At 68.6% G+C, this 22,135-nt stretch carries 21 protein-coding genes; 12 read left to right on the top strand and 9 right to left on the bottom strand.

Annotated features, from left to right (window positions below):
- Positions 1 to 31: 31 nt before the first annotated feature.
- On the top strand, positions 32 to 721 hold the full coding sequence (yczE, locus tag ABD768_RS08225; protein WP_343973194.1) for a membrane protein YczE: 690 nt from the start codon (positions 32 to 34) through the stop codon (positions 719 to 721).
- Between the two features lie 75 nt (positions 722 to 796).
- Here yczE and ABD768_RS08220 read toward each other — a convergent pair whose 3' ends face one another.
- Complete coding sequence (locus ABD768_RS08220; RefSeq protein WP_344839065.1) at positions 797 to 2,959, bottom strand: MMPL family transporter; 2,163 nt, start codon at positions 2,957 to 2,959, stop codon at positions 797 to 799.
- Between the two features lie 90 nt (positions 2,960 to 3,049).
- On the opposite strand from ABD768_RS08220, the gene ABD768_RS08215 reads away from it, so the two are divergent.
- Positions 3,050 to 3,634: a TetR/AcrR family transcriptional regulator gene (locus tag ABD768_RS08215; protein WP_344839063.1), complete on the top strand. Its 585-nt coding sequence runs from the start codon at positions 3,050 to 3,052 to the stop codon at positions 3,632 to 3,634.
- 11 nt (positions 3,635 to 3,645) lie between these two features.
- Here the strand turns inward: ABD768_RS08215 and ABD768_RS08210 are convergent, their stop codons facing one another.
- Both ABD768_RS08210 and ABD768_RS08205 read right to left on the bottom strand, forming a co-directional pair.
- Positions 3,646 to 4,686 (bottom strand): hypothetical protein, encoded by a 1,041-nt coding sequence (locus ABD768_RS08210; protein WP_344839061.1) that lies wholly within the window; start codon positions 4,684 to 4,686, stop codon positions 3,646 to 3,648.
- An 8-nt stretch (positions 4,687 to 4,694) separates the two neighbouring features.
- Positions 4,695 to 5,276 carry a hypothetical protein gene (locus ABD768_RS08205; protein WP_344839057.1) on the bottom strand — a complete coding sequence of 194 codons (582 nt, stop codon included), beginning with the start codon at positions 5,274 to 5,276 and terminating at the stop codon, positions 4,695 to 4,697.
- Positions 5,277 to 5,417: 141 nt separating this feature from the next.
- On the opposite strand from ABD768_RS08205, the gene ABD768_RS08200 reads away from it, so the two are divergent.
- From ABD768_RS08200 to ABD768_RS08190, 3 genes are read left to right on the top strand one after another with little or no spacing between them, the layout of a single operon-like run.
- Positions 5,418 to 6,572, top strand: a complete 1,155-nt coding sequence (locus ABD768_RS08200) for a cystathionine gamma-synthase (RefSeq protein WP_343973180.1) — start codon at positions 5,418 to 5,420, stop codon at positions 6,570 to 6,572.
- Positions 6,569 to 7,939 (top strand): glutamate mutase L, encoded by a 1,371-nt coding sequence (locus tag ABD768_RS08195; protein WP_344839054.1) that lies wholly within the window; start codon positions 6,569 to 6,571, stop codon positions 7,937 to 7,939. Before ABD768_RS08200 ends, ABD768_RS08195 begins: the two co-directional genes overlap by 4 nt.
- Before the next feature lie 30 nt (positions 7,940 to 7,969).
- Complete coding sequence (locus ABD768_RS08190) at positions 7,970 to 9,298, top strand: AI-2E family transporter (protein WP_344839052.1); 1,329 nt, start codon at positions 7,970 to 7,972, stop codon at positions 9,296 to 9,298.
- 370 nt (positions 9,299 to 9,668) lie between these two features.
- Here the strand turns inward: ABD768_RS08190 and ABD768_RS08185 are convergent, their stop codons facing one another.
- From ABD768_RS08185 to ABD768_RS08175, 3 genes are all read right to left on the bottom strand, one after another.
- Positions 9,669 to 10,136 carry a hemerythrin domain-containing protein gene (locus ABD768_RS08185; protein WP_344839049.1) on the bottom strand — a complete coding sequence of 156 codons (468 nt, stop codon included), beginning with the start codon at positions 10,134 to 10,136 and terminating at the stop codon, positions 9,669 to 9,671.
- 139 nt (positions 10,137 to 10,275) lie between these two features.
- Entirely contained in the window at positions 10,276 to 11,874 is a 1,599-nt protein-coding gene (locus tag ABD768_RS08180; protein WP_344839047.1) for an MDR family MFS transporter, read from the bottom strand.
- Entirely contained in the window at positions 11,871 to 12,410 is a 540-nt protein-coding gene (locus tag ABD768_RS08175; RefSeq protein WP_344839045.1) for a MarR family winged helix-turn-helix transcriptional regulator, read from the bottom strand. Before ABD768_RS08175 ends, ABD768_RS08180 begins: the two co-directional genes overlap by 4 nt.
- Before the next feature lie 148 nt (positions 12,411 to 12,558).
- On the opposite strand from ABD768_RS08175, the gene ABD768_RS08170 reads away from it, so the two are divergent.
- Positions 12,559 to 13,311, top strand: coding sequence for an SDR family oxidoreductase (locus ABD768_RS08170; RefSeq protein WP_344839043.1), 753 nt, complete (start codon positions 12,559 to 12,561; stop codon positions 13,309 to 13,311).
- Between the two features lie 6 nt (positions 13,312 to 13,317).
- Here ABD768_RS08170 and ABD768_RS08165 read toward each other — a convergent pair whose 3' ends face one another.
- The gene (locus ABD768_RS08165; protein ID WP_344839041.1) at positions 13,318 to 15,231 is read right to left on the bottom strand and encodes an alpha/beta fold hydrolase; all 1,914 of its coding nucleotides are present in this window, start codon (positions 15,229 to 15,231) and stop codon (positions 13,318 to 13,320) included.
- A gap of 130 nt (positions 15,232 to 15,361) precedes the next feature.
- On the opposite strand from ABD768_RS08165, the gene ABD768_RS08160 reads away from it, so the two are divergent.
- From ABD768_RS08160 to ABD768_RS08135, 6 genes are read left to right on the top strand one after another with little or no spacing between them, the layout of a single operon-like run.
- Positions 15,362 to 15,724: a response regulator gene (locus ABD768_RS08160; RefSeq protein ID WP_343973116.1), complete on the top strand. Its 363-nt coding sequence runs from the start codon at positions 15,362 to 15,364 to the stop codon at positions 15,722 to 15,724.
- Positions 15,721 to 17,433, top strand: coding sequence for a sensor histidine kinase (locus tag ABD768_RS08155; protein WP_344839038.1), 1,713 nt, complete (start codon positions 15,721 to 15,723; stop codon positions 17,431 to 17,433). The genes ABD768_RS08160 and ABD768_RS08155 overlap by 4 nt, the downstream gene beginning before the upstream one ends.
- Positions 17,424 to 18,080: a response regulator transcription factor gene (locus ABD768_RS08150; protein WP_344839035.1), complete on the top strand. Its 657-nt coding sequence runs from the start codon at positions 17,424 to 17,426 to the stop codon at positions 18,078 to 18,080. Before ABD768_RS08155 ends, ABD768_RS08150 begins: the two co-directional genes overlap by 10 nt.
- A 50-nt stretch (positions 18,081 to 18,130) precedes the next feature.
- Entirely contained in the window at positions 18,131 to 19,078 is a 948-nt protein-coding gene (locus tag ABD768_RS08145) for an ABC transporter ATP-binding protein (protein ID WP_344839033.1), read from the top strand.
- A 1-nt stretch (position 19,079) separates the two neighbouring features.
- Positions 19,080 to 19,865 carry an ABC transporter permease gene (locus ABD768_RS08140; protein WP_343973128.1) on the top strand — a complete coding sequence of 262 codons (786 nt, stop codon included), beginning with the start codon at positions 19,080 to 19,082 and terminating at the stop codon, positions 19,863 to 19,865.
- Positions 19,865 to 20,668 carry an ABC transporter permease gene (locus tag ABD768_RS08135; protein WP_344839031.1) on the top strand — a complete coding sequence of 268 codons (804 nt, stop codon included), beginning with the start codon at positions 19,865 to 19,867 and terminating at the stop codon, positions 20,666 to 20,668. The genes ABD768_RS08140 and ABD768_RS08135 overlap by 1 nt, the downstream gene beginning before the upstream one ends.
- Here ABD768_RS08135 and dhaL read toward each other — a convergent pair.
- Both dhaL and ABD768_RS08125 read right to left on the bottom strand, forming a co-directional pair.
- Positions 20,661 to 21,293 (bottom strand): dihydroxyacetone kinase subunit DhaL, encoded by a 633-nt coding sequence (gene dhaL / locus ABD768_RS08130; protein ID WP_344839029.1) that lies wholly within the window; start codon positions 21,291 to 21,293, stop codon positions 20,661 to 20,663. The two genes, ABD768_RS08135 and dhaL, sit on opposite strands and share 8 nt — an antisense overlap.
- Positions 21,290 to 22,024: an MIP/aquaporin family protein gene (locus ABD768_RS08125; RefSeq protein WP_344839026.1), complete on the bottom strand. Its 735-nt coding sequence runs from the start codon at positions 22,022 to 22,024 to the stop codon at positions 21,290 to 21,292. The genes dhaL and ABD768_RS08125 overlap by 4 nt, the downstream gene beginning before the upstream one ends.
- Positions 22,025 to 22,135: the final 111 nt, after the last annotated feature.

Raw genomic sequence — 22,135 nt, 5'->3', positions numbered from 1 at the left:
CACCAGGCCAATCGGCCGCAAACTGGATCCTGTGACCGCCACTTCGGAAGCCCCTGCCGCCAAACCAGTCCGAGGCCGCCAGCTGGCCGCGCTGAACCCGATCGAGCAACTCAAGGCCGGTCACCTGCCGCGCCGCCTGATCCAGCTGTACATCGGGCTGCTGCTGTACGGCGGTTCGATGGGCCTGATGGTCCAGGGCAACCTCGGCCTCGACCCCTGGGACGTCCTGCACTCCGGCCTGACCAAGCACGTCGACCTCAGCTTCGGCACGATCGCGATCGTGGTCAGCTTCATCGTGCTGCTGGCCTGGATCCCGCTGCGGCAGTGGCCCGGACTCGGCACGATCAGCAACGCCATCGTGATCGGCCTGGCCGTCGACCTGACCATCGCGCTCGTGGACCGGCCGGATCAGCTCTGGCTGCGGATCGTGTTCATGGTGGCCGGCATCGTGGTGAACGCCCTGGCGGGTGCGCTCTACATCGGCGCCCAGCTCGGCCCCGGCCCGCGCGACGGCATGATGACCGGGCTTGTCCGGCGTACCGGAAAGAGCGTGCGACTTGTCCGCACGAGTATCGAGGTCACCGTGCTCGCGGTCGGCTGGTTGCTCGGTGGCGTGGTCGGCATCGGGACTGTCGCCTATGCGCTGGCAATCGGGCCGTTGGTCCACATCCTTCTTCCGCTCTTCACGGTCAAGCTCAAGACCGAGGCAGCGGCCAGGTAAAGCTGCGGCTGCCGGACCAGGGGGCCCGGCAGCCGCACACCCACAGGACCCCTCAGCCTGTGGAATCCATGAGGGTCAGCCGACCGGCTCGAGCCTGCGGTCCTCGGCCTTGGAGACCGGGGCTGTTGTGATTTTGCGTGGCCACCAGGCGCGGTGGCCGAGGAGTGCGGTCACGCTGGGGACGAGCAGGATCGACATCAGGAACGCGGAGATCACGATGCCGGCCGCGACCGAGAAGCCCATCTCGGTCAGGAGTGCCATGCCGGCGAGCATCAAGGAGGAGAACGTTCCGGCGAGGATCAGGCCGGCCGCGGCGACCGACGGGCCGCCGTGTTCGATCGCCAGGTCGGCGGCTTCGCGGGGATCGGTGCCGCGCTCGGCTTCCTCGCGTAGCCGGGCGATCATCAAGATGTTGTAGTCGGTGCCGATGGCAACGACGAAGAGGTAGAGCATGATCGGCAGCGAGAACGTCACGCCCGCATGGCCGGCCGCGCCCTGGAAGACGAAGACGGTCGTGCCGATGGTGGCGAAGAAGCTGAGTACCACCGCCAGCATCAGTACGAGGGGCGCCAGCAGGCTGCGCAACAGGAGGGCCAGGATGAGCGCGATCAGGCCGCCGGCGACGGGGAAGATGACCTTGAGGTCGCGGCTGTTCGCGTCGCGGATGTCGGTGTAGCTGGCGCTGACTCCGCCTAGCAGGGTCGTGGTGTTGGGCGGCTTGTTGGCGTGGGCCGCGTCGCGCAACGGGCCGTCGACGAGGTCGAGGGATGCCTTTGCGTAGGGCGGGTTCTTGAGTACTACGTTGAGCTTGGCGACTGTCTTGTCCTGGTTGAGCAGGACGGGTGAGCCGTCGGGGGTGGCTGGTAGGAGAGCGCCTACGCCGTCGACCTTCGCCAGCTTTTCGGCGTACGACGTGAGGGTGGCGGGGCTCAGCGGCGTACCGTCCGTGCTCTTGACGTAGACCGTGGTGGGGTCGAGGGCGCCGGCCGGGAAGCCGGACTGGAGGTCCTTGATCGCCTTGGACGACTCGGTGTCCTTGGGGAGCTGGCTGAAGGCGTCGTAGTCGACCTTCATGCCCAAGGTGCCGAGGGCGAGGATTGCCATGATGCCGCCGGAGACCAGCGCGACCACGCCCGGCCGGCGGGCGGTGAAGCGGCCGATGCGCTTGAAGGCCGCGCCCTTCGGCGTCTTCTGCCAGGACTTGCTCGGCCAGAAGACCTTGGGCCCGAGCAGCGAGACGACGGCGGGGATCAAGGTGATCGCGGCGAAGGCCATCACGGCGACGGCGATCGCGAGGCCCGGGCCGAGGCTCTTGAAGCCGCCGAACACGGCCAGCAGCAGCGCGCTGAAGGCGACGACGATCGCGCCGGCCGCCGAGACGATCACCTCGGAGACGCGGACGGTCGCGGTGACGAGCGCCTCCTTCGGCTGCTCGCCGGCGCGGAGGCGTTCGCGGAAACGGAACAGCAGGAAGAGGATGTAGTCGGTGCCGACGCCGAACAGTACGACGGTCAGCAGGGTCTGCAGGTCCTGCGTCACCTCCAGGTCGAACGCCTTCGCGGCGAGCGCGATCAGGCCGGGCGCGACCGCGGTGACCAGGCCGACGGTGAGGATCGGCAGGAGGGCTGCGATCGGGCTGCGGTAGATGAACAGCAGCAGGCCGATGATCAGGACGACGGTCGCGATGCCGACCACCACCAAGGCGTTGTCGAACGCGTCCTGGTTGTCGAGGAAGAGGGCGGCGTCGCCGGTTACGCCGTACCGGAGTCCGCTGTCGGCCATCGCGGGCCCGATCAGGTCGCGGACCTGCTGGACGGCGTCGAGGACGGCCTGGTCGTCGGGCAGTCCCTTGAGTCCGACGCTGATCAGCTGGACCTGTTTGTTGGGGGAGAGCGCCTGCGGGCCGGTGACGGCGCCGGTGACGCGGTCAATGTGTTCGGCGGTGATCTTGCCGGCCAGTTCGGCGGCTTCGGCTTGGTCGGCAGCGGTCAGTACGCCGTTGTCGCCGCGCTTGATCACGATGCTCGCGGTGGCGTCGTTGGTCTGGCCGAACGCGTCGGCGGCGAGCTGCTGCGCCTGGACCGACTCGTACGAATCAGGCAGGAAGCTCGCCTGGTCCTTGTTGGTGACGTCCGCCAGGGTCGGAGCGAACGCCAGGACGGCGATCGCGGCGACCACCCAGGCGGCGATCACCTTCCACGGGTTGTGGACGACGAAGCGTCCGAGCTTGCTGAACACGAGGGTCCCTCCCTTGCCTGCCAACTACCTGCCGGTCGGTAGGTAGACTACCTGCCGCACGGTAGGTAGGAGAAGTGAGAGGGTGGTCACGTGCAGCATGAGAGCGGAGCGCGCGACAGGGCTCGCGACACCAAGGCGGAGATCCACCGGGCGGCGCTCGAGTTGTTCTCGAGCCGCGGCTACGAGAAGACCAGCCTGCGGGAGATCGCCGAACAGGTCGGTATCACCAAGGCGTCGCTGTACTACCACTACTCGTCGAAACAGGATCTCCTGCAGGCGATCATCGGTACCTTCTTCGACGACATCAAAAGCGTCTTCGCCCAGGTCGGCGAGCAGCCGTGGTCGCCGGACCGCGAGCGCGAACTACTCGCTGCCTACCTCGACGTCGTCATCAAGCACCGCAGCACCGGCCCGACCGTCCTGCGCGACATCACCGCCGTACTGGCCGCCTTCGACGACCAGCTGGACGACCTCATCGCTCAGAGCCGAGCCTTCCAACTCTGGCTGGCCGGCCCCGACCCAACCCCCACCGACCGGGTACTCGCGGCCGCTGCCGTCGAGGTGGTCGGCGCCGTCCTCTCAACCGGCCTGGACGAATCCGACGTCTCCGACGCCGAGCTGAAAGCCATCCTCCTCGACGCAGCCGGCGCAGTCCTCTCCCGCAAAACCAACTAACAACCCGCGGGTCAGCGTTCCTGGCCTTCGGGTTTGTGGTGTTTGTTGTGGGCGGGGACGGCTTCGCCTTGGCCGGTGGTGGCTTGTTGGGTGGCCGGCTTGGAGGCTACGGCCCCGTCGGCCGGGGCGATGCCGTCGAAGGCGGCGGCTGCTTCGGGGGCGCGGTGGCGGCCGGTGCCGGCTTCGGGAGACTGCGAGGCGGCCTCGGGGGACTGGGAGGTGGCTTCTGGGGTGGGCATCGTGTTGTTCAGGCCGGCGTGGACAGCCTTGGCCTGGGCGGCCTTCTGGGCTGCGAGGTCGGGCTGAGGTGAGGTCGAGGGGGCGGTGGTAGCGGGGGCGTTGCGGCCGATCGGGTTCTGGCGGCGTTCGTTGTAGTCGGTGCGGAACTTCTCGGCCTTGGCGATCGCGCCGTTGGCGCCGTCGCGGACGGCGTTCTTCCAGCGGGAGGCGGTGTTCACCGCGTTGGCTACTCGTTGGCCGGCGGATTGGCGTGGGGGCTGGGTGGCGGCGGTTGCCGCGGCGATTCGGGCCTGGGTGTGGTGGTGTTGGGCCGCCTGGTTGATGCCGGCGCGCAGTGGTGCGTCCAGTTGGGCGACGGAGAGTTGGGCCAGGTCCTGCTTCGTGACGCGGGAGCGGCCGATGCCTTGCCGGACGGCAGGGTCGATGCGCTTCACCTCGCTCTTGGCCTGGGCGTAGGCCATCTGGAGCGTTTGCTTGCCGTGCCGGATGTCCTTGCGGTTCTGGTTCCAGTTCGAGAGCTGTTTGAACGGGTTGCGGGTGCGCTGCGAGGCCGGGGTCGTCGCCTGGACCTGCGCCGCGGCCTGCGCGTTGAGTTGCTGGGCGACGCGCTCCTGGTTTCCGCCTTGCAGCCCGTTGATGTTGGCGTGAGCCAGGTGCTTCAGGTCCTGGCTGTTCATCTTCGAGCGACCGATGGCGGCCAGCACGGCCGGGTCCATCCGCTTCACGTCACGTTGCGCCTGGGCGTACGCCGCCTTCAGGGTCCGGGTGCCTCGCCGGGTCAGCCGGCGCGGGGACGGGTTCGAGAGGCTCATCGGATCTCCTAGTCGATGTAGACGGCGTAGTTGACCCCGACAGCGGTCGTCAGCGGATCGCTACTCGGCCTGGTGCTGTACAGCCGGTACTGCGCTCCCGGCCGCACCCAGACCGCTAGATGCCGACGGCCCGCACCCGCTCCCGGTTCCCACTCGTCGTCGAACCCGTCGGCGCTGTCGTCGTTCACGTAGTCGGGCACACCCCAATGCTGCGTCGCCAGCGCGAGGTGATCGGGCCAGCGCTCGTCCAGCCCGGCCTCCGCGGCCTTCAAATCATCAGGACCGATGTCGTACGCCGACCAGCCGCTGTCCGGACAGTCCGAGAACGCCAGCCCGGCGAAGACGACCATCGTGATGCCGCGGCCGGTGGTGAAGCCCCAGGAGACCATCTCGTCGTCGATCGTCTCGCCCGGCTCGAGCGGCCACGGCTTCCACGGGGTCGACGCCATCACCCGGTGGACGAGCGCGCGGACCACTGCCTCGCCCGACTCGTCGTCGTCGGGCCCGGCGATCGGGGTCCAGTCGGTGATCTCGGCGAGGTCGGCCATCGCCAGGCTGTCCTCGTCGAGCGACCTGTCCTGCGTCTTCATCCGGCGGATTCCTTCCGTCTGTCGTCGGCCAGCGAAACTCTAGGCCCATCCCAGGTGCACCCGCCGACTGTTATCCACAGGCATGTCTCGCGGCTGGGACGGGATTCCAGCCGGAATGGGACCAGGCCGTACGCTGGTCCGGTGAACTCTGAACACTCCTACGGCTTCGAGACGCTTGCGATCCACGCCGGAAACGAGCCCGACCCGACCACCGGCGCGGTGGTGCCGCCGATCTACGCGACCAGCACCTACAAGCAGGACGGTGTCGGCGGGCTGCGCAACGGTTACGAGTACTCCCGGTCGGCCAACCCGACCCGGACGGCTCTGGAGGAGTGTCTGGCGGCGATCGAGGCGGGCACCCGCGGATTCGCGTTCGCGAGCGGGCTGGCGGCCGAGGACACCCTGATCCGGTCGCTGTGCGTGCCGGGCGACCACGTCGTCTTCCCCGACGACGCGTACGGCGGCACCTTCCGGCTGTTCTCCAAGGTGCTCGGCGCCTGGGGCGTCGAGATGACCCCGGCGGCCGTGACCCACCCGGAGGCGATCCGGGCCGCGATCCGCCCCGGCAAGACCAAGGTGGTCTGGCTGGAGACGCCGACGAACCCGCTGCTGAACGTCGCCGACATCGCGATCGTCGCGCAGATCGCGCACGACGCGGGCGCCATCCTGGTCGTCGACAACACCTTCGCTTCGCCGTACCTGCAGCAGCCGCTGGAGCTCGGCGCCGATGTGGTGGTGCACTCGACCACGAAGTACATGGGCGGGCACTCCGACGTGATCGGCGGCGCGCTGATCGTCCGCGATGCCGACCTGGCCGACAAGATCGCCTTCCACCAGAACGCGATCGGCGCCGTCGCGAGCCCGTTCGACTCGTTCCTGGTGCTGCGCGGTATCAAGACGCTGGGCGTCCGGATGGACCGGCACAGCGACAACGCGGAGAAGGTCGTCGACTTCCTGCAGCGGCACAAGGGCGTCACCTCGGTGCTCTACCCGGGCGTCGAGGGTCACCCCGGCCACGAGACCGCCGCCAAGCAGATGAAGCGGTTCGGCGGCATCGTGTCGTTCCGGGTCACCGGTGGTGAGCAGCACGCGCTGGACATCTGCAACAAGGCCGAGGTCTTCACGCTGGGCGAGTCGCTCGGCGGGGTCGAGTCGCTGATCGAGCACCCGGGCAAGATGACGCACGCCTCGGTCGCCGGTACGCCGCTGGAGGTCCCGGCCGACTTGATCCGGCTCAGCGTCGGCATCGAGACGATCGACGACCTGCTCCAGGACCTCGACCGCGCGATGTCATGAGCCTGTGGGTGGCGGTCGACTTCGGGTCGACCTTCACCAAGGCGATCGCGGTGGACGCCGGCTCGGGTGACCTGGTCGCCCGGGCCGAACACCGCACGACCGTCGACAGTGACGTGATGGACGGCTGGTACGCCTGCCGTGCTGCGTTGCTGGCGGCGGACTCGGGTGTCGCCGAGGCGGAGGTACTGGCCTGTTCGAGCGCGGGCGGTGGCTTGCGCATCGGTGTCGTCGGCAACGAAGAGCTCGTCACCGCGGAAGCGGGCCGGCGGGTCGCGTTGTCGAGTGGCGGCCGGGTGGTTGCCGTGGTCAACTGTGGGCTGACGGCAACCTCGCTCAAGGCGCTCAGGGCCGAGCGGCCGGATGTGGTACTGCTGCTCGGTGGTACCGATGGCGGCAACTCGGCGGTGATCACCAACGCGGCCGCGGTGCTGGCGAAGTACAAGTGGCGGCGGCCGGTGGTTGTTGCGGGCAACGTCGAGGCACAGTCCAGGATCCGTGAGTCGTTGTCGGAGGCAAATGTTCCGCACGTGATCGCGGACAACGTCGTGCCGGAGATCGGGTTGTTCGCGCCGGACAGTGCGCGGGCGGCGATCCGGGAGATGTTCCTGGCACATGTGATCGGTGGCAAGAATCTGTCGCGCGATCCGGGTTTCGCGAGGATGGTCCGGGCGGCGACGCCGGATGTCGTACTCCGCGGCGTCGAGGTCCTCGCCACGTTGCACGGCGACGTCGCCGTCGTCGACATCGGTGGGGCGACGACGGACGTGCATTCGGTGATCGAGCTCGATCCGGAGGACGCGAACCTCGGGCGTGAGGTGGTAGCGACCCATCCGGTGACGCGGACGGTCGAAGGCGACCTGGGGATGCGCTGGAGCGCCGTACCGGTCGTTGGCGCTGGTGTGGAGGCTGGGTTGCTCGAGGCCGGTACTGCGCTCGAGGCGGCGGCCGTGCGTCGGCATGAGGACCCGTCGTTCCTGCCGGGTGATGCGACGGAGGCGTCGTACGACGAGACGCTGGCGCGGGTGGCGGCGACCGTGGCGCTCCGGCGGCACGCGGGTCGGCAGCGGGTCGTGTTCGGACCGGGTGGGCGGGTGATCGAGCGGTCCGGGAAAGATCTGCGCGAGGTTGATCTGCTGGTCGGGTCCGGGGGAGTGCTGCGGCACAACGGGCCGGAGGTCGCGGCGCGGATCCTCGGTGGGATCTCGGCCGGAGCGCAGGAGGAAGGCTGGCTGGTACCGACCGCAGCGCGCACGTGTGTCGACTCCGACTATGTGCTGGCCGGGGTCGGGCTGCTGGCTGAACTGGATCCGAAGGCGGCCGAGGGACTGGCCGCGCACATTCATGGAACCGTCCGGAGCGGGCACTAGTCTCAGGAGAACCTGAGACGCGGAGGTGTCATGAGCAAGCCGGACGAGCCGGTGGGGCGCGACGACTCGACCGACGGCCCCGAGGCGGTGCCCGCTGAGAGCGCGACGAGGGTCGATGTGCCCGAGGTCGGGCGGGACGGGGAGAGCCCCGTCGCCGACAACGCGGCAGACGACCACGTCAGCGACACGGTCGTCTCGACGCGCGACGAGGAGCATCTGCTGGTGGCGTCCAGCAAGGGGACGATCGACACCGGCGTCACGCCGGGGATGCAGATCGCCAGTGCGTGGTCCTGGCGGTTCCTGGTGATCGTCGCGGCCGTGCTTGTGATCGCGTACGGGATGCGGTACCTGTCCGAGGTCGTCGTACCGGTGACCGTCGGTATCCTGCTCACCGCGTTGCTCGTGCCGGTGACCAACGCGCTGAGCCGGCTCAAGCTGCCGCGCGGCGCCGCGGCCGGGATCACGGTGATCGGCACGATCGCGCTGGTCGCGGGGTTGCTCACGCTGGTCGGGACGCAGATCGCGGGTCAGTTCGACCAACTGTCGGGCCAGGTCGGCGAGGGCTGGCAGAAGCTGCGCGACCTGCTCCGGCTCAACTTCGGGCTGACCGAGAAGGACATCACCGACTCGCTGAACAAGCTCCGCGACACCGTGATGAACGGTGGCGGCATCGGTCAGCGGGCGGCCGAGGTCGGGACGACCGCCACGCACGTCGTGGCCGGCCTGTTCATCGCGTTGTTCTGCCTGTTCTTCTTCCTGTACCAGGGTCCGCAGATCTGGGCCTGGGTGGTGCGACTGTTCCCGCGGCACGCCCGCGAGAAGGCCGACTCGTCCGGCCGCAAGGCGTGGGTCTCGCTGACCGCGTTCGTCCGGGCGACCATCATCGTGGCGGCGGTCGACGCGATCGGCATCTCGCTCGGCGCCGCGATCCTCGGGCTGCCGCTGGTCAGCGCGATCGGGATCCTGGTCTTCGTCGGCGCGTTCGTACCGGTGGTCGGCGCCCTGGTCAGCGGCATCGTCGCCGTCCTGGTCGCGCTGGTTGCCAAGGGACCGATCTTGGCGATCATCATGCTCGGTGTCGTGATCGCCGTCCAGCAACTGGAAGCGCACGTCCTGCAGCCGTTCCTGCTCGGCCGCGCGGTCAACGTCCACCCGCTGGCGGTCATCCTGTCGATCGCCACCGGCGTCATCATCGCCGGCATCGTCGGCGCCCTACTGGCCGTCCCGACGGCCGCCGTCCTCAGCACCATCGTCAACCACCTGGCCGGCCACGACGTAGACCCAGAACCACCCCGCCCCATCCCACGCCGCCCAATACCCCGTCGGCGCCCCCCAGCCCCCACAACCGACAAGCCCTAACCCCGCCCCCACCTCCGCCACCCACCCCCACCTCGGCCACCCACCCCCGGCACCCCGGCACCCGGCACCCGGCACCCGGCACCCGGCACCCGGCACCCGGCACCCGGCGGCCCGGCGGCCCGGCGGCCCGGCGGCCCGGCAGCCCGGCAGCCCGGCAGCCCGGTGAAGCCACATCTGAGGGGTTAACCCCTGAGATGGTGGGTTGCCCCGTCAGATTCTCGCTGGGCAACCCACCATCTGAGGGGTTAACCCCTCAGACGCGTGCGCGTGCGCGGCGCGGGGCGTGCGCGGGGCGGGGCGTGCGCGGGGCGTGCGCGGGGCGGGGCGTGCGCGGGGCGGGGCGTGCGCGGGGTGGGTGGGGTGGCGGTGGTTAGGTGGTATGCCGGAACGGGAGGGTCAGGCGGTGGTGGTCGGGTGGCGTGAGGCCGCTCAAGCCGTTGAACGCGTCGAGCAGCTTGCGTTCCTCGTAGGTGAAGTGGGTCTCGAGGAGTGCTGCCAGCGTCGCCAGCTCTTGCTCCTGCGCCGCCGGCTCGAGCTGGTCGAGCACCTCGATCCGCCGCAGCGCGCCGGCGACCAGGTGATGATCCCGCGTGAGCTCGGCCAGCACCGGCCGAAGCTCCGGATAGTGCTCGGCAAGCACCGCGAACGCGCCGTCATCCTCGCCGGTGTGATGACTGGTGACGGCCTGGCAGAAGCTCAGGCAGTGCGCCCGCAGATCGAGCCCACCGACGCTGACCGGCTCGCCCGCCTCGACCTGATCACGAAGATCTTCGAGCAACTCACGCAAGTAGATGTGGAACTGGACCAGTTGGTTGCCGAAGGCCTCGAGTCGTGACATCAGGACGAGCCTAGCTCTGAACCGGCGCAGACCCGCCGACGCCGGCCGCCCCTGCGGGGGACGGCCGGCGTCGGCGGTTCTGGAAAGGCGAGGTGAGTCGGCGAGCGTCCGCGCCTCGGCTGTTCCGTCGGGTTGGTGCTCAGTGCATCGCCGCGGCGGTTGAGGCTTCGAGGTTCTCCTCGGGCTTCGGTGCGCCGTCGGTGCGGCCGGCCAGGCGTTGCTCCGGCGTGATGATCGCGATCACCAGGGCGATCGCCAGGAAGGGCAGCGAGACCAGGAACACGTCGTCCATCGCGCTGACCAGGCCGTTCAGGGCCCAGCCCTTCATCGGCTCGTGCAGGGCGTGCAGCACCGGGACGCTGTTGGCTGCCTTGGCCAGCGGCTCGACCATGTTCTGCTGGGCGGCCGGCACGATGTCGTGCAGGTGGTCCTTCAGCCGGCTGGTCAGCACCGCGCCGTAGACGGCCGTACCGATCGCTCCACCCATCGAGCGGAAGAAGGTCATCGTCGAGGTCGCGGTCCCCATGTGCTGCCGGGGAACGCTGTTCTGCGCCGCGGTGACGGTGATCTGCATCGACAGGCCCAGCCCGGCGCCCATCACGAACATGTAGATCGCCAGGTGCCAGTACGGCGTGGTCATGCCGATCGTGGACAGCAGCACCATCGCGCCACCGACCAGGACCGCGGAGATGATCGGGTAGATCTTGTACCGGCCGGTCTTGCTCATCAGCTGGCCGCTCGGGATCGAAGCGGAGAAGATACCGACGATCATCGGCAGCAGCGCCAGACCCGACCGGGTCGGGGACAGGTCCTTGACGGCCTGCAGGTACAGCGGCAGAAAGATCAGCGCGCCGAACATCGCGAAGCCGAGCAGGAAGGCGTAACCGGCGTACCCGGAGAAGATCCGGCCCTTGAACAGGTCCATCGGGATGATCGGCTCGGCCACCCGCAGCTCGACCAGGACGAAGGCGACGGCCAGCACGACCGAACCGATCAGCAGGGCGAGCGTGGTGCCGTTGCCCCAGCCGTTCTGCGGGCCGGACCAGGAGACCGCCAACAGCAGCGTGGTGACCGCGCCGGTGACGATGGCGGCGCCGAGGTAGTCGATCTTGTGGCTGCGCTTCACGTGCGGCAGCTTCAGGACGGCGGCGACGATGCCCAGGGCAACGAGGCCGATCGGCAGGTTGATCCAGAAGATCCAGCGCCAGCCGGGACCGTCGGTGAGCAGACCGCCGAGCAGCGGGCCGGCCACCGAGGAGAGGCCGAAGACGGCACCGAAGTACCCCATGTACTTACCGCGCTCGCGCGGCGGGATCACGTCGCCGATGGTGGCGAAGGCCAGCGACATCAGACCGCCGGCGCCCAGACCCTGGACGGCGCGGAAGCCGATCAGCTGCTCGATGTTCTGCGACAGCGCGGACAGCACCGAGCCGCCGAGGAAGGTGAGGATCGCCGCGATGAACAGCGGGCGGCGGCCGTAGAGGTCGGAGATCTTGCCCCACAGCGGAGTGGAGGCGGTCGAGGTCAGCAGGTAGGCCGTGACCACCCAGGACAGCTTGTCCAGGCTGTTGAACTCGCTGACGATCTGCGGCAGCGCGGTACCGACGATGCTCTGGTCGAGTGCGGCCAGGAACATACCGGCCATCAGGCCGCCGAGGATCACCAGGATGTTGCGGTGCGAAAGGTAAGTAGGTGTATTCGGATCAGGCGCCGCGACCGCGGGCTCGGTGGTGCTCATTTGTTGTTCTCCACGTTCTCTGCATTTTGGTGCGCGGCGGCCGCTGCTAGAGCCCACCCCTTGTCGGCCCATGCTTTGCCGGCATCGCGCTCGTCGACGAGGTTGATCACCCCGTCGGCAAATCTGGTCATCAACTTCTCGAAGGTCTCGATGTCCGACTGCGTCCAGCCGTCCATCGCCTGGGACAGCAACTGCATCCGGCGCTTGGCCGCGGCCTCCCACTCGGCGACGCCCTGCTCGGTCAGCTCGACCCGGAAGGCCCGGCCGTCGTCGGGATCGGCGGAGCGCTGGAGCAGTCCCGCCTGCTCGAGCGCCCGGACGTGGCGGCTGGCGGTGGAGGCGTCGATCTCCATCTTGGCCGCCAGGTCGGACAGCCGCAGTGCCCCGTTGCACCGCAGCACGAACAGCACCAGGTGGGCGCTGTGGTCGATCGTGTCGCCGGCCTGCTTCGACTTCAGCCGGCGGCCGATCCGGGTGAAGGCGTGCAGGACGCCCTCCACCGGCGTCTCCGGCACCCATCCCTCATTTACATGCATGGTGCAAGCATATACATGCTTGCGTGATACACGCAAATGAGTTTCCAACTTCTTCGAGTGAGCGGCCACTCATTAACGTCGAGTCATCGGATGGTCACCGAGAGCGATTGGCGACAATGGTCGGACGCTCGATCGAGGAGGAACTGGCATGCAGCAGGTGGCGGTGGTGACCGGCGGAGGTTCGGGGCTCGGCCGGGAGATGGCGCTGGCGCTCGCGGCGGAAGGTTTCCAGGTGACGGTGACCGGGCGGACCGAGGCGAAGCTCCAGGAGACGGCCTCGGCTGCCGGGACAGCGGTCGGCCCGGCGGGTGTGGGGGAGGTACGGACCGCAGTACTGGACGTCTGCGACGGCGCTGCGGTGACGGCCTTCTTCGGTGGGCTGGAGCGGATCGACCTGCTGGTGAACAACGCGGGGACCGGGGCGCCGGCGGCCGCGGTACAGGATGTGACGGAGGAGGACTGGCGGCGGGTCGTCGACACCAACCTGACCGGGTCGTTCCTGTGTGCGCAGGCTGCCTTCGCGCTGATGTTGCGGCAGGAGCCGTCGGGCGGGCGGATCATCAACAACGGGTCGATCTCGGCGCATGTACCGCGGCCGCAGGCGATCGCGTACACGGCGTCGAAGCACGCGATCAGCGGGTTGACCAAGGCGTTGGAGCTGGAGGGCCGCCCGCACGGGATCACCTGCGGACAGATCGACATCGGCAACGCGGCCACCTCGATGACCGCGCGGATGGGCGCCGGCGTCCTGCAGCCGAACGGCTCGATCGAGGTCGAGCCGACCTTCGACCCCAAGGTCGTCGCCGACTTCGTGGTCAAGATCGCCCAGCTCCCCACCGACGTCGCCGTCCCGACCCTGATGGTGATGGCCGCTGGCATGCCGTACGCCGGTCGCGGCTAGGCCAGCTCAGTGGGAGGGGACTGAGAAGCTCCGCCCCAGCATGGTGATGGTCAGCGCGGCGCCGTAGACCCGGTACGGACCGTGGACCGTGCCGGTCACCGTCGAGCCGTTCGGGAGCTTCACCGTGAACTGGCCATCCACGTCCTTGCCCTCCCACGCGAGCGCCCCGGTGACTGCGAGATCCCGCGTGAACCGGGCCCGGTCGAAGCGGAAGGGCCGGTCCTGTCCATCCTGGTAGGTCACGGCACCGCCGCGGAGCCCGGCCGAGGTGACGCCCTGGATCGATGCCATCTCCTGGAGGCCGTCCATCAGAGTCCACCCGATCACCGTTGCTGCCCGGCGCAGGTCCGCCGGGGCGCTCGGGCCGCGCAGTTGCCGAGCCGGGGGAGCGGCGGCTGTGGTGAGCGGGAAGCTGCCGGGCAGCCAGACCGGCGACTCCGGCACCTGGGCGCAGGACGCATCGCCGAGGTCATGCGTGAGGATGAACCGCTGCATGAGGTCGGCCGCGCACCCGGACCAGAGCCAGGGGATGTGGCCCGAGCCGGCGACGGTGAGCTGCTTGGAGCCGACCAGGGAGTCGGCCGCGATCCGCACGACGGACGGCGGTAGGCCGAAGTCGAGTTCGCCGGCCATCACGAGAGCAGGAACCCCGGTGATCTTGGTGCCGACCGGGAAGTTGGGCCGGTCCTCCCAGGTGGATGCGATACACGGCAGTGGTTGGTATCCGGCGTACCCAGGCGCCGCCCAGGCCCCCTTGCTGACCGGCCCGTACATGGCCGGTTCTGCCTTGTACGCCGCCGAGTACTGCCGTTGCCGCGTCGCAGCGGGCGCGCCCTTGTCCCACTGGACCGGCTGATCCACACAGGTCCTAGCCAGCCAGTGGCCTCGCGACTCCTCGCGCGGAGTACCGCTGTCGTGCGGGCCGTTGGCCGGGTCGACGTTGGCGGCCAGCCTGAGCAGCGGTACCGGATCCCCGTGGCGTAAGGCCGTCGCTGCTTGGATGACCTCGGACGGGCCCACGTAGTCGGCGTAGAACATGATGCCGTTGGCCAGCAGGTTCTCCGTCACGGTCAGCTTGTGCGACACGCCGTGCGAGTCGATGCCGGTGCCCTTCAGCGGCTTGCTCCGTAGCTGCGCCGCCAGCCAGTACAGGGTTCCTGCCGGATCTGGGTTCGCCGCGTCGCAGACAGGCGTGCGGCGGCAGAGACTGGTGAGCATGCCGGCCCAGGCCTTCGGTGGATAGGCATAGAACGGATCGGTACCAACGGTCGCCGCAGGGGAGCCGATCACGATTGACCGGACGTTGCCGGTCCAGCGGGCCGTGTAGGTGAGCATGTCGTTGCCTGCGTACGAAGGGCCGAGCAGGTCGATCTTGCCGTAGCCCAGGGCCCGCCGGACGTCCTCCAGGTCGTCGGCGACATCGGTGGTGCTGTAGAAGTTCGCAGTGTCACCCAGCTGGTCGTGGCACTGGGCAGCGGAGGAGTAGAAAGGCCCGCCGTGCTGCCAGGCGTCGCAGTTGATCGCTGCGGACAGTCCTACTCCGCGCTGGTCGATGAACACGACGTCGCGAGTCTTACTGACCTCTGCCAGGAGAGTAGGGCCTTGGTAGTGCTGCCCTCCGATCGTGATGGAGGCGCCCGGGCCGCCTTCGCTGGTGAAGACAGCGCCGTCGGCGATCGGTCCGGTGTGCGGGAAGACCTCTACATGCAGCGGTATCGTCCGGCCGTCCGGATGCCGCCGGTTCAACGGTACCGGCAGTGTCCCGCACTTGAACGTCGGCTCGTCCGGGCACGGCGACAGGGCCAGCAGCGGCCGCGGCGTACGTTGCACGACTGGTACTGCGGCGGTGGTGACGATCGGGCTCAGCGCCAGCGTCAGGCTGGCGACGACGGCGGCGATGCTCGCGTGCTGCATCCTCATGGCGGGCCCCTTCCCCTCGCCTGTCAGCTCACCAGCTTGTTGCCGCCAAGCGCATCCAGGTCCGCACCGCAATGGGGGTGAGGGCTGGCACCGATTGACGGATCGCCCGGCGGACTCCGACCATTCAGGAGTGCGGGCGCGAATCCTGATCGTGGACGACTATGTGCTCTTCCGCAGTTCGGCACGCCGGATGCTCGAAGCCCAGGGCCTGCAGGTGGTGGGCGAGGCCGGCGACGGGGCTGCGGCGATCGCTGCTGTCCGGGAGCTGCGCCCAGACGTCGTCCTGCTGGATCTGCAACTGCCCGACATGGACGGCTTCGAGGTGGCCCGCCTGCTCGCCGCCGAGCCCGACCCGCCGGCGGTAGTACTGACCTCGATCCGGGCGGCGTCCGACTACGGCGCACGGCTGACCGCTGCGGCGGCCCGGGGCTTCGTCCCGAAGGTCGAGTTGTCCGGGGCAACGATCTCCGCCGTGCTCGGGGAACCGGGATGATCGTCGTCGCCGGAATCGCCGCGACACTGGCGTATGGCTGGCTCGCGCTGACGAGCGATGGGATCGGCTGGCAGTTCAGCGCGATCCCCTGGCTGTACGTGATGGCCGGGCTGATCGCGGTGCATCGGCGGGCCGGGGTGCGGATCGGGCTGTTGCTGGGACTGACCGGGCTCGCCTACACGATGATGCCGTTGCAGTCGTCGCGGATCCCGGTGGTGTGGACGGTCGCAACGGCACTTGACCTGGCGATCGTGCCCGCACTAGCGCTGTTGTTGCTCGCCTTCCCGGACGGTCGGCTGAAGCACGGCTGGGAACGCGCCTTCGTGCTGGCGACTGTGGTCGCGCTGGTCTGCTGGACAGTGATTCCGATGGCCTGGCTCCGGCCGGACGCCTACGGCTGCACCGACTGCCCGGCAGGCCTCAACCTGCTGGAGGTCGACGACCCCCTGCGCGGTCTCCGGAACATCTACGAGGTCTTGCCCAGCCGGGCCTACTTCCTGGCGCCGATGCTCCTCCTGCTGGCCGTGGTCTGCGTAGTCCGCTGGGCCCGAGCGAGTCGCGCCCGCAAGCGGATCACCGGCGTCGTGCTGCTCGCTGCGATTCCGTTGCTGCTGGCAATGACTACGCAGATCATCTACTTCTCCTTCAAGCTCTACGACAGGTACCCCGGCTTCGTCGACCCGCTCTACCAGTTCACCATGTACGCCGGACTGGCCCACCCCGTCGCCTATCTGCTCAGCCTGTGGCGGCTGTGGAGCCGCAAGGCGAAGGTCAGCGGGCTGGTGCTCGAGCTGGCCGGTCAGCCGTCGGCGGAACTGCTCGAGCGCGCCGTCGGGAAGGCGCTCGGCGATCCGACCCTGGTGGTCGGTCGCTGGGACGGCAGGCGCTACGTGACCGCCGATGGGTGCACCCTGGAGCCAACGTCCGAGGGGACCCGGCGGACGACCTACCTGGAGAGCGAAGGCAAGCCATTGGCTGTAGTGGTGCACGACTCGGCTCTGCTCGACGACGGCGCTCTACTGGACTCGGTCGGCGCCGTGACCCGGCTAGCGGTCGACAACGAGCGGCTGCAGGCCGAGTTGACCGCGCAGTTGGAGGAGGTCCGGGCCTCGCGCTCCCGGATCGTCGCGGCCACTGATGGCGAGCGACGGCGGTTGGAGCGGGATCTGCACGACGGTGCTCAGCAGCGGCTCGTCACGCTCACCTTGGACGCTCGACTTGCTGCAGCGAACTCCAGTGACCCAGCCGTGCGGCAGTCGGTGGCGGCGATCGCTGATGGGCTGACGGTGGCGCTGGCCGAGTTGCGGGAGCTTGCCCGGGGCATTCATCCGTCGATGCTCGGGGAGAACGGTTTGGGGTCGTGCCTCCAGACGCTGGCGGAGCGTTCCGCAGTACCGGTGCGGCTGGTCGGGGTGAGTGAGCGGCGGTATCCGGTGGCGGTCGAGACTGCGGCGTACTTCGTGGTGTCCGAGGCACTGGCCAATGCGGCCAAGCATGCGATGGCTAGCGAGGTGGTGGTGTCGCTAGTGGATACCGGTGGCCGGCTGGTGGTCGAGGTGGCTGACGACGGGGTCGGTGGTGCTGACCCGGCGGCCGGATCGGGGCTGGGCGGGCTGGCGGATCGGGTGGCGTCCGTGGACGGCGTACTGCGGGTGGAGAGCAAGCCTGGTGACGGTACGCGCGTAGTGGCGGAGTTCCCATGCGGGTAGTGATCGCGGACGACTCGCTGCTCTTCCGGGAGGGCCTGGCCCGGGTACTGGTCGATGCTGGGTTCGAGGTCGCGGGGCAGGTCGCGGATGCCGACGCGTTGCAGCGGTGTGTGGATCGCGAGTTGCCGGACGTGGTGATCGTCGACATCCGGATGCCACCGGGGTATTCGACCGAGGGGCTCGTGGCTGCGCAGAGCATTCGCGAGCGGCACCCCGGTACCGGCGTACTGGTGTTGTCGCAGTACGTCGAACCGCAGTACGCGATGTCGCTGCTCTCCTCTGGGGCCACTGCGGCGGGATACCTGCTGAAGGACCGGGTGGCCGAGCTGACTGAGTTTGCCGAGGCGGTCCGGCGAGTGGCTCGCGGTGAGCTGCTGATCGACCCAGCGGTGGTCCGGCAACTGCTGGACCGGAGGCGCAAGCACAATCCGATCGACCAGCTGACCGAGTGTGAGCGTGACGTGCTCGCCCTGATGGCCCAAGGCCGTTCCAACCAGTCGATCACCGACACCCTGGTGCTCAGCCCGAAGACGGTCGAGGCGCATGTCCGGGCGATCTTCCGCAAGCTCGAGCTGCAGCAGACGGCCGACGATCACCGCCGCGTGCTCGCCGTCCTGGCCTTCCTCCGGTCCGAGCCCACGGGGTGACTGCCCAAATCCACAAGAGCATTGTCGGCGGCTCGGTCTAGGGTCTTCGTGTGGAGGAAACGCGGAAGTCGCTGGTGCGGGCGCGGGGGTTGCGGAAGTCCTATGCGGACTTCGAGGCCGTCGCGGGGATCGACCTGGACGTGTGGAAAGGGGAGGCCTTCGGCTTCCTCGGACCGAACGGCGCGGGCAAGTCGTCGACGATGCGGATGATCGGTGCGGTCTCGCCGGTCAGCGGCGGTGAGCTGCGCATCCTCGGGATGGATCCGGGCACCCACGGACCGGCGATCCGGGCAAGGCTCGGCGTCTGCCCGCAGGACGACACCCTCGACGTCGAGCTGTCCGTCCACGAGAACCTGACTGTGTACGGCCGGTACTTCGGGCTGAGCCGGGCCGAGTGCCGGGAGCGGGCCGACGAGCTGCTCGAGTTCGTCGCGCTGACCGAGAAGGCCAAGGTCAAGGTCGACGAACTGTCGGGCGGGATGAAGCGGCGGCTGACGATCGCGCGGTCGCTGGTGAGCAAGCCCGACCTCCTCCTGCTCGACGAGCCGACGACCGGGCTCGACCCGCAAGCGCGGCACCTGCTCTGGGACAAGCTGTTCCGGCTCAAGCAGGACGGGGTCACCCTCATCATCACTACGCACTACATGGACGAAGCCGAGCAACTGTGCGACCGGCTGGTCGTGATGGACGCGGGCAAGATCGCGGCCGAGGGGTCGCCGGCCGAGCTGATCCGGGACTACTCGACCCGTGAGGTGACCGAGCTGCGGTTCGGGCCCGAGGTGATGATGTCCGATCACGACGCGCTGGCCGGCAAGGTGGAGGATCTCGCGCAGCGGATCGAGGTACTGCCTGACCGGTTGTTGCTCTACACCGATGACGGGGAGCGCGCGGTCGCGGCCGTGCATGAGCGTGGGCTGCAGCCGGCTGCTGTGCTGGTGCGCCGTTCGACGTTGGAGGACGTGTTCCTGCGGCTCACCGGCCGGACGTTGGTCGACTGAGATGGCCGTGCTCGCGGTGGAGAACGGCCGTCGCCAGTTCGACTACTGGCTGACGGTCTACAAGCGCACCTGGAAGGGCAGTCTGGTCAGCAGCTTCCTGCTGCCACTGCTCTACCTGGCCGCGATGGGGATCGGGCTCGGCTCGTTCGTCGACGACAACGGGACGGGCGCGCTCGGCGGGGTCAGCTACCTGCAGTTCATCGCGCCCGGACTGCTCGCCGCGACCGCGTTGCAGATCGGCGTGGCCGAGTCGACCTATCCGGTGATGGGCGGGATCAGGTGGCACAAGACCTACTTCTCGATGATCGCGACGCCGCTGCGGCCGGCCGACGTGATGTACGGGCAGCTGGCCTTCATCGCCTTCCGGGTGCTCACGACCTGCGCGGTCTTCGTCGCGGTCATCGCCGCCTTCGGTGGGTTGAAGTCGGCGTGGGGCGTGCTCGGCCTGCCGGTCGCTCTGCTCGTCGGACTGGCCGTGTCGGCGCCGGTCTGCGCGTACGCCACGACGCTCGACAACGACTCGGGCTTCGCGATGGTCTTCCGGTTCGGCGTCATCCCGGCGTTCCTGTTCTCCGGTGCCTTCTTCCCGGTCTCCCAACTGCCGAACTGGATCGAGTGGCTCGCGTACCTGAGCCCGCTGTGGCACGGCGTCGAGCTGTCGCGTGACCTCAGCCTCGGCACGGTCGAGCTGCTGCCGGCGCTCGGCAACATCGCCTACCTGTCGGCGTGGTTCGGCATCGGCACCTGGCTCGCGGTGCGCGCCCTGACCCGGAGGTTGATCAGCTGATGGCCACTCTCACCGCCCGGGTCGTCCCGCTGCCGATCAAGCCCGGCAACGGCCGCACGCTGGTCGAGCGCAACTTCCTGGTCTACCGCCGATCCTGGGTCGTCTTCCTCTCCGGCTTCTTCGAGCCGGTCTTCTACCTGCTCTCGATCGGCATCGGCGTCGCCCAGCTGGTCGGCGACTTCACCCTCGCGGACGGCACCAAGATCGGGTACGCCGCCTTCGTCGCGCCGGCCATGCTGGCCAGCTCCGCGATGAACGGCGCCATCTTCGACTCGACGTACAACATCTTCTTCCGGATGAAGTACGCCCGGCTCTACGACTCGATGCTCGCGACACCGCTCAGGCCGTGGGACGTCGCGACCGGCGAAGTCACCTGGGCCTTGCTCCGGGGCGCCTGCTACTCGGCGATGTTCATCCTGGTGATGCTGGTGCTCGGGCTGATCCAGTCGTGGTGGGCGTTGCTCGCGCTGCCGGTGTCGGTGCTGCTCGGTTACGCGTTCGCGGGCGCGGGGATGGCGCTGACCACGTTCATGCGGAGCTGGCAGGACTTCGAGTTCGTCCAGCTCGCGACGATGCCGATGTTCCTGTTCTCGGCGACCTTCTACCCAGTCGAGACCTACCCGGGCTACATCCGCTGGCTCGTCGAGATCACCCCGCTCTACCAAGGCGTCGCGCTGGAGCGTGTCCTCACTACCGGCGCCGTCAGCTGGACCTTGCTCATCAACGCCCTGTACCTCGCGCTGATGGGCACTGCGGGTATGTACGTCGCCTCCCGCCGCCTGGGGAAACTCCTGCTCAAGTGACGCTCAGTGTGGCTGCCGTGAAGAGCAAGCAGGCCGAGGTGGCACCCGGATCCAGGTGACCGACGCTTCGTTCGCCGAGATAGCTGGCACGGCCTTTGCGGGCAAGCATGTCAATGGTCGAATCGCGACCGGCCGAAGCGGCCAGCAGTCCGGCGTGGAAGACATCAGGCAGGTCGTACTGCGCCAAGGCCGCGGCGTCGATCGCGTCGACCGCTGGTGCGAGTACGTCGTACAGGGTCTTGTCGCCGGGCTCGGCGCGGCCGCGGGCGACGACCCCGGCCAGGCCGGCTCGCAAGCCAAGGGCGAACCGGCGTGTGTCCAGAGCAGGGTCGTTGCCGATGGCATCACCGAGGCAGACGAAGAAAGTGCCGAAGAGTGGGCCGGCGGCACCACCGACGTTGCTCACCACGGTCCGCCCGACGTGCCTGATCAGATCGCCAGGCCGTTGCGGCGCAGTCGGTAGGCCGGCCGCGACGACGGTGAAGCCACGGTCGAGATTCGTGCCATGGTCCGCGTCGCCGATCGCCGCGTCGAGCGCGTTGAGCCGGTCGTGATGCACGCTCACCAGCGCGCTGAACTCGTGCACCCAGCGTGAGAGCAGCTCCGCCGTGATGCGGTCGCTCATATCTGTACCTCTTCGCGCCTCGCGGCCCTCGTGCGAGACAGCGCGGCGAAGGTGAGCCCGGCCAGTACTCCGGCGCTCAGCTCGGCGAGCACGTAGACAGGGAGCTGGGCGAAGTGCACCTGGCCACCGGCAAGCTGCTGGATCAGCATCGGCCCGACTGTACGGGCTGGGTTGATCGAGGCGCCGGTGATCGGGGCGACCGGGATGATCGCGCCGAAGACGACCAGCCCGATCGCGAGCCCGGCGAACCCGGGGGCAGCCTTGCGATGCGTCGCGCCGAAGACCGTGAGGACCAGGATGAAGGTCCCGACGAACTCGGCCGTGAACGCCTGGACGCTGCCGACGCCCGTGCCGTAGGTCGCGATGCCGAGCCCGAGGTCGCTCGCCTTCGACCCGAGCACGCCGAGAATCGCGGCCGCGCCGACGACGGCCCCGGCCAGTTGGGCGCCGACGTACGCCGGAACCAGGGACCACGGGAACTTGCCCGTCGCGGCCAGGCCGACCGTGACGGCGGGGTTGATGTGGTTGCCGGAGATCGGGCCGAGCGCGTACACCGTGGCGACCACCGCCGCCGCGAAGGCGAGCGAAATCATCCCGAGGTCGGCCATCGTGAACGGCGCCGAGCCGTTCACGATCAGCGTCGCGGGGACGGCGCCGACCCCGACGAACACCAGGATCGCGGTACCGATCAGTTCGCCGGCCAGGCGCTGGGGCAGGGAGTTCTCGTCCATGGGAAGTCCTTCCGGGAGGTTCCCGAGTAGAGGCTGGGAATCTGAAACCCATTCGGCATCGTCGAATGGTTCTCGGAACATACGCCTGTGGTTCACTGCTGTAAAGATGTG

Source organism: Kribbella ginsengisoli (assembly GCF_039537185.1).
GTDB lineage: Bacteria > Actinomycetota > Actinomycetes > Propionibacteriales > Kribbellaceae > Kribbella > Kribbella koreensis.
The sequence above is the reverse complement of the archived record's forward strand: the minus strand, read 5'-3'. Positions and strand labels throughout refer to the sequence as shown.